The 15,238-nt window shown below is 47.3% G+C and carries 12 protein-coding genes; 11 read left to right on the forward strand and 1 reads right to left on the reverse strand.

Features of this window, described 5'->3' with window-relative positions; genetic code table 11:
* Window positions 1-104: 104 nt before the first annotated feature.
* The gene (locus AC0J5I_RS07880; protein WP_107994908.1) at window positions 105-1,082 is read right to left on the reverse strand and encodes an L-lactate dehydrogenase; all 978 of its coding nucleotides are present in this window, start codon (window positions 1,080-1,082) and stop codon (window positions 105-107) included.
* A gap of 387 nt (window positions 1,083-1,469) precedes the next feature.
* On the opposite strand from AC0J5I_RS07880, the gene pth reads away from it, so the two are divergent.
* From pth to hslO, 11 genes are all read left to right on the forward strand, one after another.
* On the forward strand, window positions 1,470-2,039 hold the full coding sequence (gene pth / locus AC0J5I_RS07885; RefSeq protein ID WP_475299363.1) for an aminoacyl-tRNA hydrolase: 570 nt from the start codon (window positions 1,470-1,472) through the stop codon (window positions 2,037-2,039).
* Window positions 2,040-2,152: 113 nt separating this feature from the next.
* Entirely contained in the window at window positions 2,153-5,716 is a 3,564-nt protein-coding gene (gene mfd / locus AC0J5I_RS07890; RefSeq protein ID WP_475299364.1) for a transcription-repair coupling factor, read from the forward strand.
* The gene (locus tag AC0J5I_RS07895; RefSeq protein ID WP_475299365.1) at window positions 5,706-7,328 is read left to right on the forward strand and encodes a putative polysaccharide biosynthesis protein; all 1,623 of its coding nucleotides are present in this window, start codon (window positions 5,706-5,708) and stop codon (window positions 7,326-7,328) included. The genes mfd and AC0J5I_RS07895 overlap by 11 nt, the downstream gene beginning before the upstream one ends.
* A gap of 25 nt (window positions 7,329-7,353) precedes the next feature.
* On the forward strand, window positions 7,354-8,412 hold the full coding sequence (locus AC0J5I_RS07900; RefSeq protein ID WP_475299366.1) for a MazG nucleotide pyrophosphohydrolase domain-containing protein: 1,059 nt from the start codon (window positions 7,354-7,356) through the stop codon (window positions 8,410-8,412).
* Window positions 8,399-8,677: an RNA-binding S4 domain-containing protein gene (locus tag AC0J5I_RS07905; RefSeq protein ID WP_086942198.1), complete on the forward strand. Its 279-nt coding sequence runs from the start codon at window positions 8,399-8,401 to the stop codon at window positions 8,675-8,677. Before AC0J5I_RS07900 ends, AC0J5I_RS07905 begins: the two co-directional genes overlap by 14 nt.
* Window positions 8,678-8,784: 107 nt before the next feature.
* Window positions 8,785-9,219, forward strand: a complete 435-nt coding sequence (locus tag AC0J5I_RS07910) for an FtsB family cell division protein (RefSeq protein ID WP_199902959.1) — start codon at window positions 8,785-8,787, stop codon at window positions 9,217-9,219.
* Between the two features lie 87 nt (window positions 9,220-9,306).
* Window positions 9,307-9,786 (forward strand): S1 domain-containing RNA-binding protein, encoded by a 480-nt coding sequence (locus tag AC0J5I_RS07915; RefSeq protein ID WP_086987310.1) that lies wholly within the window; start codon window positions 9,307-9,309, stop codon window positions 9,784-9,786.
* Between the two features lie 88 nt (window positions 9,787-9,874).
* Entirely contained in the window at window positions 9,875-11,272 is a 1,398-nt protein-coding gene (gene tilS / locus AC0J5I_RS07920) for a tRNA lysidine(34) synthetase TilS (RefSeq protein WP_475299367.1), read from the forward strand.
* A gap of 18 nt (window positions 11,273-11,290) precedes the next feature.
* Window positions 11,291-11,830, forward strand: a complete 540-nt coding sequence (gene hpt / locus AC0J5I_RS07925; protein ID WP_107994914.1) for a hypoxanthine phosphoribosyltransferase — start codon at window positions 11,291-11,293, stop codon at window positions 11,828-11,830.
* Window positions 11,831-11,952: 122 nt separating this feature from the next.
* A complete protein-coding gene (gene ftsH / locus AC0J5I_RS07930; protein WP_107994915.1) occupies window positions 11,953-14,088 on the forward strand; it encodes an ATP-dependent zinc metalloprotease FtsH in 2,136 nt (711 codons plus the stop codon).
* Between the two features lie 160 nt (window positions 14,089-14,248).
* Window positions 14,249-15,151, forward strand: a complete 903-nt coding sequence (gene hslO / locus AC0J5I_RS07935; RefSeq protein ID WP_107994916.1) for an Hsp33 family molecular chaperone HslO — start codon at window positions 14,249-14,251, stop codon at window positions 15,149-15,151.
* Window positions 15,152-15,238: the final 87 nt, after the last annotated feature.

Here is a 15,238-nt window from a genome sequence, read left to right on the forward strand (position 1 = left end):
CCCCAAACCCCCAAACCACAATACCGAAACCCGCAACAAACCAAAATAAAAAAAACACCCGTCAGCCCAAAAAGGGGCTGACGGGTGTTTGAAATCGGGTACGATTATTTTGCGTCTGCTTCCAGGCTGGCGAATCCTTCTTTCAACACTTTTTTCAATGTGTTAGCGGACAGATCCATTTTTTCCTGTTCTGCATCAGATAAAGGAATTTCTATGATGTTGCGGATACCGGTACGGTTGATGACTGCCGGCACGCCGATAAAGATATCTTTGTGGTTGTATTCTCCATCCAGATAGACGGATAAAGGCATGATCGCATTTTCGTCATTCAGAATCGCTTTTGTGATACGGGCTAAAGCTACAGCGATACCGTAGAAAGTCGCTCCTTTTTTCTCGATGATTTCATATGCAGCATCGCGCACTTTGAAGAAGACATCGACTAAAGCTTTTTCATCGACAGCGGAAGTTTGTTTCACCCATTCATAAATCTGCAGGCCACCAACGTTAGCGTGGGACCAGACAGGGAATTCGGTGTCGCCGTGTTCCCCTAAGATATAGGCATGAACATTACGTGTATCAACACCTACAAGCGCAGCGATGCTTTGGCGGAAGCGAGCGCTGTCCAGAGAAGTACCGGAACCGATGACGCGGTTAGCAGGAAGTCCTGAGAATTTCCAAGTTGCATAAGTGAGGACATCCACTGGATTGGATGCTACCAAGAAAATGCCGTCGAAACCGCTAGCCATGATTTCTCCGATGATTGACTTGAAGATACGCAAGTTCTTGCTTACTAGATCGAGACGTGTTTCACCAGGTTTTTGAGCAGCTCCTGCAGTTAATACAACGATATCAGCGTCGTGGCAATCTGCGTATGATGCTGCATAGATTTTTTTGGGTGAGGTATAAGCTAGAGCATGGGAAAGATCGATGGCGTCTCCCTCTGTTTTCGCTTTGTTGATATCAATGATACCCAACTCATGACCAATATTTTGTGTAACCAATGCAAACGCATAACTTGACCCTACAGCGCCGTCACCGACTAAAATAATTTTTTGTCCTGTATTTCCACTCAATTCTGCCATTATAATGCTCCTCTCGCTATTTGCTGATTCTATTATAACACTAAACAGAGGTGATTACTCTTTGGGCCTATCCCACTCGGCAAAGATTTTCAGAACCAGCGATGATTGCGCGAAAGTGATAGACAGTGAACAACCTGTGAAATATTATATAAATATATTATAAAATAAAACACTGCTGTTTTCAATGGGCAATTGCGATTTTGTTCACAATAATTTTAGCGGGCCCCAATTCGATTTCTTACGATTATCCGATGAATGTGGTATACTATTCAAAAGCAAACTGTGCGGATGACATCCGTGCGGCCTTTTTTGGCGTAAAAGAGAAGGAAAGCATGCGCTTCTCCTCTTGCGAACATAACTATGACTGGAAACAATAGGGGAATATAAATGAAAATGATCGTTGGATTAGGAAACCCAGGTCCTAAGTATACCGACACGAAGCACAATGTCGGCTTTATTGCATTGGATGAATGGGCTTTTCAGAATAAAGAGAAATACAATAAAAATAAATTTGAAGCGTTGTATATAGAAACGACCATAAATGGTGAAAAAGTTTTATTCGTCAAACCGCTGACTTTCATGAATGATTCGGGAAGAGCGGTAAGACCATTGATGGACTACTACAGCATCCCGATCGAAGATCTGGTTGTCGTGTACGATGACATGGATATGCCGGTAGGCAAAATAAGGCTTCGCCAAAAAGGTGGAGCTGGCGGACATAATGGCATCAAAAGTTTGATACAGCACTTAGGGACACAGGATTTCAACCGGATCCGCATCGGAGTCGGAAGGCCCCAACATAGTATGACGGTCATTCAGCATGTGCTGAGCCCTTTTCCGAAGGATGACCACGCCGAAATGTTGCATTCCGTAAAAGAAAGTGTGGATGCTATCGACCATTTCATCAAAGGGAACAATTTTTTGGAGACAATGAATCAATTCAATAAAAAAGGTTAGGTTCAGCTTTAGCTGGACCTCTTTTGTGTCTGCCGCACAGCCTGCATAGGTGAATCAAGATGAAAGCGATAACCGTTTTTCTGCAGAACATACCATGAACGAGGAGAATATTCATGAAAGAAATAGAAAAATATTTGAAAAATACGAAAAATATACAGACAGTGTTATCTGAAGTCAATTCAGAATTACCGCAATTGGTGGCTGGGCTTTCCGGATCAGGCCGCAACCTGTTGACGAATATCCTGTTCGAAGAATTGCAGAAGCCGGTCATCGTCTTGACCCCCAATCTGCTCCAAGCGACGCAAGTATATGAGGACATCAGTCAAATGGCGCCTGATGTCCCCATCCATATCTTCCCTGTGGAGGAATCGGTCGCGGCGGAACTGGCTTTTTCATCACCTGAATACCGCAGTCAAAGGGTCGAAACATTGGATTTTCTGAAGAACGGCAAAAAAGGGATCGTCGTGATCCCGGCTGCCGGATTTAAAAAAATCCTCTCTCCGGCTTCAATTTGGGAAGCGCATTGCCTTGATTTTACCATCGGCATGGAGTTGGATCTGGACAGCCTGCCTGAAAAATTGGTCGCAATGGGCTATACCCGTGAACGGATGGTTGCCAGCCCGGGCGAGTTCAGCATCCGCGGAGGCATCATCGACATCTATGCCCTGAACGAGGAGAACCCCTTGCGAATGGAACTGTTTGATACCGAAATCGATACATTGCGCTACTTTGATGCCTATACTCAAAAGTCCAGCGCATCCATCGAAACCGTCCGAATTTTGCCGGCGCATGACACGATCTTCACGAAAGAGGAGATAGCCAAGCAGGCCAGCGCGGTAGAGAAAAAGGCTGAAAAGGCCATCAAAGCCATAAAAAATCAAGAAGTAAAAGAAAGCCTGGAACGCGTATTCTCCGAGCTGACGGACAATATGAAGCGCGGCGAACTATCCAGGGATCCGCAACTGTACACGAGTTTGGTCTATCCGGAACAGCCTACGGTTTTGGACTATATCGCCGAAGACGCGCTGCTGATCGTGGACGATTACAGCCGCATCCTTGAGGTGGAAAGGACAATCGAAAGTGAATCTTCGGAATGGAAAATGGCCAAAGTGTCGGAAGGCGTGTGCCTGCCTTCGCAGGATTTCAGCGCCGATATCCGCGAAGTGATCAAAAAATCCAAACAGCACCGCATCTATTATGCGCTGTTCCACAGAGGCTTCGGAAATATGCGGTTCCACGGAGTTTATCCTTTCCAATACCGCACGCTGAACAACTTCTTCAGTCAGATGCCGCAAGTCAAGTTGGAAATGGAGCGTTGGCTCAAGCAGCATATGACGGTATTCGTCATGGTCCCTTCCCTGGAACGTGCTGAAAAGGTGCAGCGGATATTCGCGGATTTCGGCATCCATAGCTACATCAAAGGCAAGGAACCTTTTATCGAGAATAAGGTGAACATCCTTGTCGGCGGAATGGCGAACGGTTTTGAATTGCCGCAGGAAAAAGTCGTGTTCGTCACTGAAAAAGAACTTTTCAACAAAGTCACGAAGAAGCAACCACGCCGCCAGAAAATGACAAATGCGGAGAGATTAAAGAGCTATACAGAACTGAATCCTGGTGACTATGTTGTCCATGTGAATCACGGGATAGGCCTCTACACAGGCATGGAAACCATCGAAGTTGGCGGCGTCCACCAAGATTACATGTCGATCGCATACCAGGAAGGCGCTAAATTATTCATTCCTGTAACACAAATCCATTTGATTCAAAAATATGTGTCTTCCGATGCCAAAACGCCTAAAATGCACAAGTTGGGCGGAACGGAATGGGCGAAAACGAAAAAGAAAGTCGCCTCGAAAATCGAAGATATCGCCGATGAATTGATCGAACTGTACGCCAACAGGGAATCTGAAAAGGGATATGCCTATCAACCTGATACGCCGGAGCAGCTCGAATTCGAAAATGCCTTCCCTTATACCGAAACCGACGATCAGCTGCGCAGTGCCGCTGAAATCAAGGCGGACATGGAGAACATCAAACCGATGGATCGCTTGCTGGTCGGCGATGTCGGATACGGCAAAACGGAAGTGGCAATGCGTGCCATCTTCAAGGCGGTGCAGGAAGGAAAGCAAGCAGCATTCCTTGTCCCTACGACCATCTTGGCGCAACAGCATTATGAATCGTTGACGCAACGGTTTGAAGAGTACCCATTTGAGATCGGTTTGTTGAGCCGTTTCCGCACGAAAAAACAGCAAGAGGAAACATTGGCGGGCATCCGGAAAGGCACGGTCGATATCGTCATCGGCACGCATCGGATCTTATCGAAGGACGTTACGTTTGCTGACTTGGGATTGTTGGTGGTCGATGAAGAGCAACGTTTCGGTGTGAAGCACAAAGAACGTTTAAAACAGATGAAAGCCTCGGTGGATGTCTTGACGTTGACCGCAACGCCGATTCCGCGTACCCTGCATATGTCGATGCTGGGGGTCAGGGATCTCTCTGTCATCGAAACACCGCCGGCAAACCGCTATCCTGTTCAGACGTATGTCATGGAACAAAATAACGGGGCCGTACGGGATGCGATCGAAAGGGAAATGGCCCGCGGAGGTCAAGCCTTCTATCTCTATAATCGGGTGGAAACAATCGAGAAGAAAGCCGAAGAGATCCGCGAGCTCGTCCCTGATGTCCGTGTCGCAGTGGCGCATGGCCAGATGACCGAAGTCCAGCTCGAGAATGTCATCATGGATTTTATCGAAGGTCGCTACGATGTGCTTGTCACCACTACCATCATCGAGACGGGTGTGGATATCCCGAACGTCAACACTCTCTTCATAGAAAATGCCGATCAGATGGGATTATCGCAGCTCTACCAACTGCGCGGACGTGTCGGTAGGACGAATCGGATTGCCTACGCTTATTTGATGTATCAGCCGAATAAAATGCTGACCGAAGTCAGCGAGAAAAGACTGCAGTCCATCAAGGAATTTACGGAACTGGGTGCAGGATTCAAAATCGCCATGCGCGACTTGTCGATCCGTGGAGCGGGGAACCTTCTGGGTGCGCAGCAACACGGCTTCATCGACTCGGTCGGATTCGATCTGTACTCCGAGATGCTGGGAGAGGCAGTTGCGGCCAAACGAGGCCTGAAAGCGAAAACGAAGCGTTCCATCGTTGAAATCGACTTGAGCATCGACGCGTACATACCTGCCGATTATATAGAGGATGAGCGCCAGAAAATCGACTTCTACAAACGTATCCAACGCATCGACGGTGTGGAAGATCATGATGAAATCAATGGGGATCTGATCGACCGCTTCGGCGATTATCCGCAAGAAGTGTCCGATCTGTTGGAGGTCGGCCTGATCAAAAATTATGCCGAGAAGAGCCAGATTGAAACGATCAAACGCCAAGGCGAGACGGTCGTCATCACCTTCTCGCAGGAGGCGACAGTCCGCTTGCAAGGGCCGGCAGTGTTTGAAGCCCTCAGCAAAATACCGTTGAAGGCGCAGGTCAATCTGAATAATGCCAAATTGGTCGTCAGCCTGGTCATCGGGAACTTACCGAACCGCCAATGGCTGAACCATCTCAATGCATTCGTCAAAGCCTGCGTTGCCGAAACAGAAGAAACAGAAGAAACAGAAGAAACAGAAGAAACAGCGGGAGCGACAGATGGAAAATAATCGCTTGAAGCAGATGATGAAGGGTGCGTTGTTGCTGTCTCTGGCCGCTTTCATCAGCAAAGTTCTCAGCGCGGTGTACCGCGTTCCCTTTCAGAACATGGTGGGAAATACTGGCTTCTATGTCTATCAGCAAGTTTATCCTATCTATGGCATCGGCATGACGTTCGCGTTGTCAGGCTTTCCGGTATTCCTTTCCAAGATGATTGCGGAAACGCCGGACAGCGGGACCCGCAGGATGATGATGAAGCGCAGCCTGGTCATACTTGGCATTTTCGGCTTCATCCTCTTCCTGGGCATCTATGGCTTTTCCGGTCAACTGGCGAGGCTGATGGGGGATCCTGACTTGCAACCTATTTTGCAGTCGGTATCTTGGATGTTTTTGTGGATGCCGATACTGGCGACGTTGCGGGGGTACTTCCAAGGCAACTACCGCATGGAGCCGACTGCGATTTCGCAGGTGGCGGAGCAACTGGTGCGGGTTGGGGCAATCCTTTTCGCTGCTTATCTGTACACGAAAACAAAAGGGGACCTTTATGCGATGGGTGCAAATGCCATGAGCGGCGCGACTGTTGGTGCAGTGCTGGCCAGCCTGATTCTGTTGGTTGCTTATTACAAAGAAAGGCGGAATCATGATTCGCCAATCTTTGATGATCAGCAGGAAAACCAGGAGGCGCCCGCTGCACGATGGGGACGTCTGATTCGTCGCTATGCGACTGAAGGGGCGACGATTTGCCTGCTCAGCGCTATCCTGGTCCTGTTCCAGCTCATCGATTCGTTTACGCTTTACAACGGCTTGCTGGATGGCGGTACAACCAGCGAATTGGCAAAAAATGTCAAGGGGATCTATGACCGTGGTCAACCGCTTGTGCAACTGGGCATGGTTGTGGGGACCGGGTTTTCTGCCAGCTTCATTCCGATGATGAGCCAAGCGCATTCCCAAGGTCGCCAAGGCGAATTCACCCGATCCGCCGTGTCTTTGCTGCGGATGACAAGTGTCTTCTCCGCAGCATCGGTGACGGGTTTGCTGGCGATTCTGCCGAACGTCAACAACATGCTCTTCGGGGACCGGGAAGGCATCACGGTGTTGTCCGTGTATATTTTGGCCATTTTTGCGGCTTCTATCATGACCGCCTATCATTCCATCCTGCAAAGTCTGGGTCAATACAAGATTTCCTTGGTTGCCCTGGCAGCGGGTCTTGCGGTCAAGTTCTTCGGCAATCTGCTGTTGGTGGAACAGTTGGGGACGATGGGGGCAAGCATCGCCTTGATAGCCGGTCTGGCTGCTATGCTGTTGGTGCTTTGGCTGAACAGTGAGCGCGCCTTGCGGGAAGTGTGGTTCAGGGATCGCTTCTTCCTCAAACTTATGGCTGGCTGCGTTGTCCTCTTTGTTACGGTAGGGGCGTTGCGGGTCGGTCTGGAAAGGCATCTCTTCACGGATGGAGGCCGGCTGACGGATTCTGTGATAGCTGCAGTGACGGTTTGTGCTGGTGTGGGCGTATTCTTATGGTATATTCTAAAAGTGAGGCTCTTTACTTTGCGGGAGTGGCTAAGTATTCCGTTCGGAAAAAAACTGCTGCGCAAATTGCCGGATAAAACGAGCGACTTAAAATAGGAAAGATTTCCAGAAGGAGAAATATATGGGTAAAATTGAAATAATGGGGCTTGGAGCCGGTGATTTGGAACAACTGCCGTATGGCGTATACAGTCGCTTGCTGGCAGCTGAATTCGTTTATCTGCGGACCAAGGAGCACCCGGTCGTTGAGAATCTGAAGTCTGCAGGCGTGCAGTTTGAAAGTTTTGATAACATATATGAATCGAAGGAAAATTTTGATGACGTATACCGTCAAATCGCAGATCAGTTATTGGAAAAAGCAAAAACGCAAAATCTGATTTATGCCGTGCCGGGACATCCATTGGTTGCGGAGGATTCCGTCAAGCACCTGCTGCAGAACGAGGCGGGGATCGAAGTCGAAATCGTCGGCGGGAAGAGTTTTATCGACGATTTCTTTCAGGCGGTGGCCATCGATCCGATCGAGGGCTTCCAATTGTTGGATGGATTGACCTTCCACCAGGACCAGCTGAGCTTAGGCAATCACCTGATCATCATGCAGGTTTTCAATGAATTTGTCGCCAGCGATGTGAAATTGAAGCTGATGGAAAAATATCCGGATGAGCACCAAGTGGCATTGGTCGATGCGGCAGGAACCAAGATGCAGAAAGTGACTTGGTGCCCGTTGTACGAGATGGACAGGCTTGAGGGTGTGCATAACTTGCTTTCTTTGTATGTTCCACCGCTTGATACAGATGAACGTACGAAAAGCTTTGAATTGACCCAGGCCTACATGGATGCCATCGTAGAAAAAGATGTTTGGGTGCAATCACAGACGCACGAAAGCCTGTTGCCCTATCTGAAGGAAGAATGCGAAGAAGTGGCGGAAGCGATCCAGAACGATGATATCGATAATCTGATCGAAGAGTTGGGCGATGTTCTGCTCCAAGTTTTCTATCACGCCTCTTTTGGCGAACGGGAAGGCTTTTTCACGATGGAAGATATCCTGGAAACATTGAACAAAAAATTGCGCAGACGCCATCCGCATGTTTTTGATGGGGTGAAGGCTGATACGATTGAAGAAATCGATAAGATGTGGCAAGCAATAAAAGCAAAAGAAAAGGGGAATTCCGATGAGACTAGATAAATTTTTGAAAGTATCCCGCTTGATCAAACGCAGATCAGTAGCCAAAGAAGTGGCGGACAAGGGGCGCATCCTGATCAACGGCAAGCAAGCAAAATCGAGTTCGACTGTCAAAGCCGGAGATGAAATGACGCTGCAATTCGGGAACAAAACCGTCGTTGTGCGCGTCGACAAAATTGTGGAAACGACCAAAAAGGATGAAGCGCAGGAAATGTATACCCTCATCAGCGAAACAGTTGCACCCAGAACGGAAGAAAATCGCTTCTGATGATGCGAAAGGCCATGGACAATCCGCGCTGTTTCTTCTATACTTTTATATGAGTAAAACTATTCGGAGATAATGTGGATGTGGAAGTTTTCAAGGAGGCGATCGGGGTGAAGGAAAAGACGAAGAAAACGACAGCTGACAACGTTACCGTGATGCAAAATGATTTTACCAAGGCGCAGCACAGTCAGAAACGTATATTTCAGAGGGAAAAGAAAGCCCATATGAGAAGATTGTCCCTGATTTTTTTCTTCGGCGCTGCCCTGATTTTGCCTTGCCTGTGGAAAACAGTCGGAAACTGGCTGGAAATCCGTAATCTCGATGCTGCCATTGCTGCGGCCCAAACAGAGAAAAAGCAGGCTAAGGACGAAAATACGCAATTGACCTATGAAGTCAAATTGTTGCAGGATGATGAATACATCGCCAAATTGGCGCGCGGTAAATATTATTTGAGTAAAGATGGTGAAATCATCTTCAGTTTGCCTGAAGATAATCAGACAAAAATGGCCGAGAAACAAGAGAATGCGGCAGATTCGGATTCATGAATCCATTGATGAGTAAAGATTCTATTTTTTTCTGCAAAATCCGTGTTATAATTAGCTGAGCAAAAATGAAGGAGGAACTTTTTTTTTATGTCAATTGAAGTTGGGAATAAAGTATCAGGAAAAGTTACAGGGATTACAAATTTTGGTGCATTCATTGATTTAGGTAGCGGTAAGACAGGATTAGTTCATATTAGTGAAATTTCTGATACTTTTGTAAAGGAAATAAAGGATGTTTTGAAGGTTGGCGATGAAGTGATCGTAAAGGTTATGTCCATTGCCGATGATGGGAAGATTGGCCTATCCATCCGTAAAGCTGTGGACAAGCCAGCAGGGGAAGTTACCAGACCCCAACGAGAAAGTAGACCTTATCAAAAAAGTACAACTCCTCGTCCAGAAGGTTCTTTTTCCAAAGGCAGAAAAGATTTCTCAGCCCATCAGGATAAAGGTCTTAAAAACGACTTTGACTCGTTGATGAGCAGCTTCTTGAAGGACAGCGAAGACCGTCTGACTTCCATCAAGCGCAATACGGAAGGCAAACGTGGCGGCCGTGGCGGCAGACGTGGATAGAAAATAGTGATTTCTAGAGGATGGGCAAAAGGGAAACCGATTGTCGCACCCTCTTTTTTGCTTTACTAGGAAAGAGAGCAGGGATGTTATGCAGGAATATATTCTGCGTCTATGCAAAGAGCTGGAACGCCAGCAACTTTGGGATAAAGAAAGCCGTTTGCTTTTGGCTGTATCAGGCGGTGCGGATTCCATGGCATTGCTGGGGCTTGTCCAGCAACTGCCGTCGGAATGGCAACCGCAGTTCGCGGTCGTGCATGTCCATCATCATCTCAGGGAAGAGTCAGATGAGGAATTCCGGATGGTCCAAGACTATTGTCAAAATAAAGGGATACCATTTTTTTCGGAACACTGGTCCGAAAAAAGCCACCCGAGTTCGAACCTGGAAATGGCAGCAAGAGAATTCCGCTATGCCTTCTTTACTGATATGATGGAAAAATGGTCAGCGACTCACTTGGCGACAGCTCACCATGCCGATGATCAGTTGGAGACGATTCTGATGCGTCTGGTGAGGGGGAGTACGCTGCAGGGTATCTCCGGAATCTCAATGACGCGCACTTTTGGCCCTGGGCAACTCGTCCGCCCGCTGCTGGCGTTTCAAAAAGACGAACTCTATCAGATTTGCGGAATGGCTGGAATTCCTTATCGGGAAGATAGCACCAATTCAGAGCTGACTTTCACGCGGAACAGATACCGGAACAGCATCATTCCGCTGCTGAAGGCGGAAAACAACCAAGCACCCAAGCATTTCGGCGATTTTTCGGAAGATCTGCAGGATGTATTGACTGTCGTTCAACCTCTTGTAGTCCAGTCGTTTCGTTCATTGTTCACCAAGGTTGAAGCGGACTGGGTATTGGATCTGGTCGCATGGAAAATGTGTGACGTTTCCTTGCAACGGCTCGTGCTTAGTCATTTTGTGACGGAGCAGATGATACCGGCAGGATATGACTTCCGGAGGAGCCAACTGACTGCCATCATGGATCTTATCGAAAACCAATCTCCCCAAAAGCAAATATCTTTGGCAGGAGGGTGGCAGGCCAGAAAAAGGTATGATAAACTTACTTTCTTATCCCCTGATTCCGTCAGGATCGCTTTTTCCGATTTTTCTGAAGTATTGGAGCTAAATAAATGGGTAACCTTGCCTTCTCATGGTAGAATAGGATTATTTCATGGCGATAATGCGTTTTCAAAAGAAATGCCGAAGGATGCTCAGGTCGTTGGAATCAAGGACGATTTGGCACGGATGCCTTTTACGGTGCGTTCCCGGCATACGGGCGACAAGATAGTTTTGAACAAAAATCAGCCATTCACAAAAAAAGTGAGCCGGCTTTTTGTGGATAAGAAAATTCCGGATGAAGAAAGACGAAAAGCCTGTATCGTCACTGATGGCGAGGGACGTATTCTATGGGTGCCGGGCTATGCCCAGTCCGTCTGGTTGTCCGAGAATGACAAGGAACAAACGTGTTATAGATTGATTTACATTAAATAAAATTTTGAGGTGAAAGAAATGTTACATCCTGATATCAAGGAAGTATTATATAGTGAAGAAGAAATCAGCGCAGTAGTCAAAGACTTGGGCGCGCAATTGACGAAAGAATATGAAGGGAAAAATCCGTTGGTGATTGGCGTTCTGAAAGGTGCCGTCATGTTCATGACCGACTTATCTCGTGCGATGGCATGCGATCTGGAGTTGGATTTCATGGACGTTTCCAGTTACGGAGCCGGAATGGAATCAAGCGGAGACGTGAAGATTCTGAAAGATTTAGATACGACAGTGGACGGACGCGACCTGTTGATCGTGGAAGATATCATCGACACCGGACGGACGTTAAGTTACCTGATCGAAATCTTCAAATACCGTAAAGCGAAATCCATCAAAGTGGTCACTTTGATGGACAAAAAAGAACGCCGCGTCGTGGACTTGGAAGCGGATTACATTGGGATCAATGTCCCGAACGAGTTCGTAGTCGGATACGGATTGGACTTCAATGAAAAGTACCGGAACCTCCCTTATATCGGGATTTTAAAAACCGAAGTTTATGAGTAAAATCATTCGTTAAAATTGGTCAGATATGATATGATTAGTGAGATACCAGTATATTGAACAAACAAAAAAGATGAGACGTAAGATAAAGTCTGCGAAGAACGATATCTGACGAGGAGGTTCTAATGAAAAAAAATAATTTTCTTAAAAGCAGCGGCTTTTATGTGTTGATCTTCCTTGCGATCATTGCCGTGGTTTCAATGATTACAGGCGGTATGGAGACAGAAACGAGCCAAGAAATTTCAGCAAGCGAATTTATGGATGCCTTGAACTCGGAAGAGGTGGATAGTTTTACGATCCAACCGGGTGCAGGCGTTTATGAAATCAGCGGTGAATACCGCACCGAACAAGAACTGGAAGTTGCTGATTCATCCAGCGATCTACTGTTGTTTGATGATACGACCAGTACAACAACGAAGAATTTCACAACCAGGGTCTTACCGAATGATGAAACTCTGAAACAGATTACAGACATCGCCGAAACGACGGATACACAGATGGTGCCGTTGGAGGAAGATCAGTCCGGCGCATGGATCAGCATCCTGTTCAGTGTATTGCCGATCGTCATCTTCATCTTCTTCATGTACATGATGATGGGACAAGCTGGAGGAGGACAGGGCGGTAACCGCAATGTCATGAACTTCGGCAAAACGAAGTCAGAGGATGCCACCAAAAAACCCATGAAAGTGCGTTTTTCTGACGTCGCTGGTGCAGAGGAAGAAAAACAAGAGCTTGTTGAAGTTGTGGAATTCCTGAAGGATCCACGTCGTTTCACTGCACTTGGCGCAAGAATTCCGGCCGGTGTTTTGCTGGAAGGACCTCCAGGTACAGGTAAGACCTTATTGGCTAAAGCTGTTGCTGGTGAGGCCGGTGTGCCTTTCTTCTCGATTTCCGGTTCGGAATTCGTGGAAATGTTCGTCGGTGTCGGTGCCAGCCGTGTGCGTGATTTGTTCGAGCAAGCCAAAAAAGCCGCTCCTGCAATCATCTTCATTGATGAAATCGATGCTGTCGGACGTCAACGTGGCGCCGGTATGGGTGGCGGGCATGATGAACGCGAACAGACACTGAACCAATTGTTGGTTGAGATGGATGGTTTTTCCGGTAATGAAGGCATCATCGTAATTGCTGCTACCAACCGTTCGGACGTACTCGATCCGGCGTTGCTTCGTCCAGGCCGTTTTGACCGTCAAATTTTGGTGGGTAGACCGGATGTAAAAGGTCGTGAAGCCATACTGAAAGTACATTCCCGCAATAAACCGTTGGCAAGCAACGTCGATCTGAAAGTTGTCGCGCAACAGACACCTGGCTTCTCTGGAGCAGATCTGGAAAACCTGTTGAACGAAGCAGCCTTGGTCGCGGCAAGACGGAATAAAACAAAAATCGATGCACTTGATGTTGACGAAGCCCATGACCGTGTCATTGCCGGTCCAGCCAAGAGAGATCGTGTCATCAGCAAGCGTGAACGTGAAATGGTTGCTTTCCATGAAGCCGGTCATACAATAGTCGGTATGGTCCTGAGCGATGCGCGCATTGTCCACAAAGTTACGATCGTTCCACGCGGTCGCGCTGGAGGATACGCAATCATGCTTCCGAAAGAGGATCGATTCCTTATGACGAAGGATGAATTGTTGGAACAAGTGGTTGGCTTGCTTGGTGGACGTGTTGCGGAGGAAGTTGTCTTCAACGTCCAAACTACAGGCGCCAGCAACGACTTCGAACAAGCGACTGGCTTGATCAGAAGCATGGTTACCGAGTACGGTATGAGTGAGAAGTTGGGCACTGTGCAGTATGAGGGGAATCATCAAGTATTCGTCGGACGTGACTATGGCCAAACCAAAGCTTACTCTGAAGATATTGCTTACCAAATCGACTCGGAAGTCCGTCGTATGATGAGCGAAGCGCATGTCAGAGCGCGTCAGATCATCGAAGAACACCGTGAACAACTGAATTTAATCGCTGCAAAATTGTTGGAATTGGAAACATTAGACGAGAAAACAATCCGAAGCTTGTTCGAAACCGGCCAAATGCCTGCGGACTCGAGTTCAGAAGAATATCCAAGCGAAAAAGCGCAGTCTTTTGAAGAAGCCAAACGGGCCCTCGAAAAGAAAGAGGCTGAAAAAGTTCGTGAAGAAGAGCAGGCCCTTGCTGCTGACGAACCCGAAGATTCATCTGAAGTTTCATTGCCGTCTGCAGATACTGAAGCGGACAAAAATTCAGAAAAAGAATCGGAAAATGAAGCCACCGATACAGAAGAAAAATAAAAAAAATAGCGTTTAACAAAAAGTCTGGGATGAAAATCCCGGACTTTTTGTCATCAATCAACAACTTTGTAAAAGTAAGTAAGCAAAGTATGGTTGCTTTCGTTCCGACCTATAGTAGAATGATAGAGAAACAATTTAAGAATGTGATGGAGGATTATACATGAGTGACTATTTAATTAAAGCATTAGCTTATGAAGGACAATTCCGTGCGTATGCAATCGACGCAACAGCAGCGGTTGCGGAGGCCCAAAGAAGGCATGATACATGGAGCGCTTCTTCTGCAGCATTAGGCCGCACGATGGTAGGAACGTTATTGCTGGCTGCTGCTGGCTTGAAGAATGAGGAAAAAATGACTGTCATCGTGAATGGTGATGGCTTGGGAGGCCGCATACTCGCAGATGCGAACGGCAAGGGTGATATCAAAGCCTATATTGCAAACCCGAACGTCAATCTTGCATTGAACGACGCTGGGAAACTGGATGTGCGTGCAGTTGTGGGGACGGAAGGCAGCTTAACCGTCATAAAAGATTTAGGGATGAAAGAACCGTTTACAGGCCAAGTTTCTCTTGTCAGCGGTGAATTGGGCGAGGATTTCACCTACTACATGGCAAATTCTGAGCAAATACCTTCAGCCATCGGTTTGAGCGTGCTGGTGGACACCGATGATTCGATCAAAGCTGCTGGTGGCTTCATGATCCAAGTAATGCCTGACGCCAGCGATGAAGCCATCACAAAAGTGGAAAAGAACATCGCAGCCATTCCGTTGGTTTCCAGATTGATGGAAAACGGTGAAACGCCTGAACAGATTTTGACGCGCATATTGGGCGAAGAAAATGTGGAAGTGTTGGAGAAGATGCCTGTGCGTTTCCACTGCGATTGTTCCAGAGATCGGTTCAGCGAAGGGTTGAGTTCGATCGGCAAGACCGAGTTGCAGGAAATGATCGAAGAGGATCATGGCGCTGAGGTTGTCTGCCATTTCTGTGGCGAAAAATACCACTATTCGGAAGCGGATCTTCAGGAACTGGTAATGGCCATTGATGAAAAGCGCGCTGCCAACATCTGATGTCGCCGGCGTTTCGCTTGTAATGCGGTTTCACGTAACCTACAATGAAAGTAATCTATCCGTTTGACGGAACTGATCAGTAAAATT

This window comes from Trichococcus sp. TS_SC_9, assembly GCF_056156325.1.

What these genes read in the sequence shown, in the direction of transcription:
- AC0J5I_RS07880 (WP_107994908.1), bottom strand. Translation starts at nt 1,082, where the DNA reads ATGGCAGAATTGAGTGGAAATACAGGACAAAAAATTATTTTAGTCGGT.
- pth (WP_475299363.1), top strand. Translation starts at nt 1,470, where the DNA reads ATGAAAATGATCGTTGGATTAGGAAACCCAGGTCCTAAGTATACCGAC.
- mfd (WP_475299364.1), top strand. Translation starts at nt 2,153, where the DNA reads ATGAAAGAAATAGAAAAATATTTGAAAAATACGAAAAATATACAGACA.
- AC0J5I_RS07895 (WP_475299365.1), top strand. Translation starts at nt 5,706, where the DNA reads ATGGAAAATAATCGCTTGAAGCAGATGATGAAGGGTGCGTTGTTGCTG.
- AC0J5I_RS07900 (WP_475299366.1), top strand. Translation starts at nt 7,354, where the DNA reads ATGGGTAAAATTGAAATAATGGGGCTTGGAGCCGGTGATTTGGAACAA.
- AC0J5I_RS07905 (WP_086942198.1), top strand. Translation starts at nt 8,399, where the DNA reads ATGAGACTAGATAAATTTTTGAAAGTATCCCGCTTGATCAAACGCAGA.
- AC0J5I_RS07915 (WP_086987310.1), top strand. Translation starts at nt 9,307, where the DNA reads ATGTCAATTGAAGTTGGGAATAAAGTATCAGGAAAAGTTACAGGGATT.
- tilS (WP_475299367.1), top strand. Translation starts at nt 9,875, where the DNA reads ATGCAGGAATATATTCTGCGTCTATGCAAAGAGCTGGAACGCCAGCAA.
- hpt (WP_107994914.1), top strand. Translation starts at nt 11,291, where the DNA reads ATGTTACATCCTGATATCAAGGAAGTATTATATAGTGAAGAAGAAATC.
- ftsH (WP_107994915.1), top strand. Translation starts at nt 11,953, where the DNA reads ATGAAAAAAAATAATTTTCTTAAAAGCAGCGGCTTTTATGTGTTGATC.
- hslO (WP_107994916.1), top strand. Translation starts at nt 14,249, where the DNA reads ATGAGTGACTATTTAATTAAAGCATTAGCTTATGAAGGACAATTCCGT.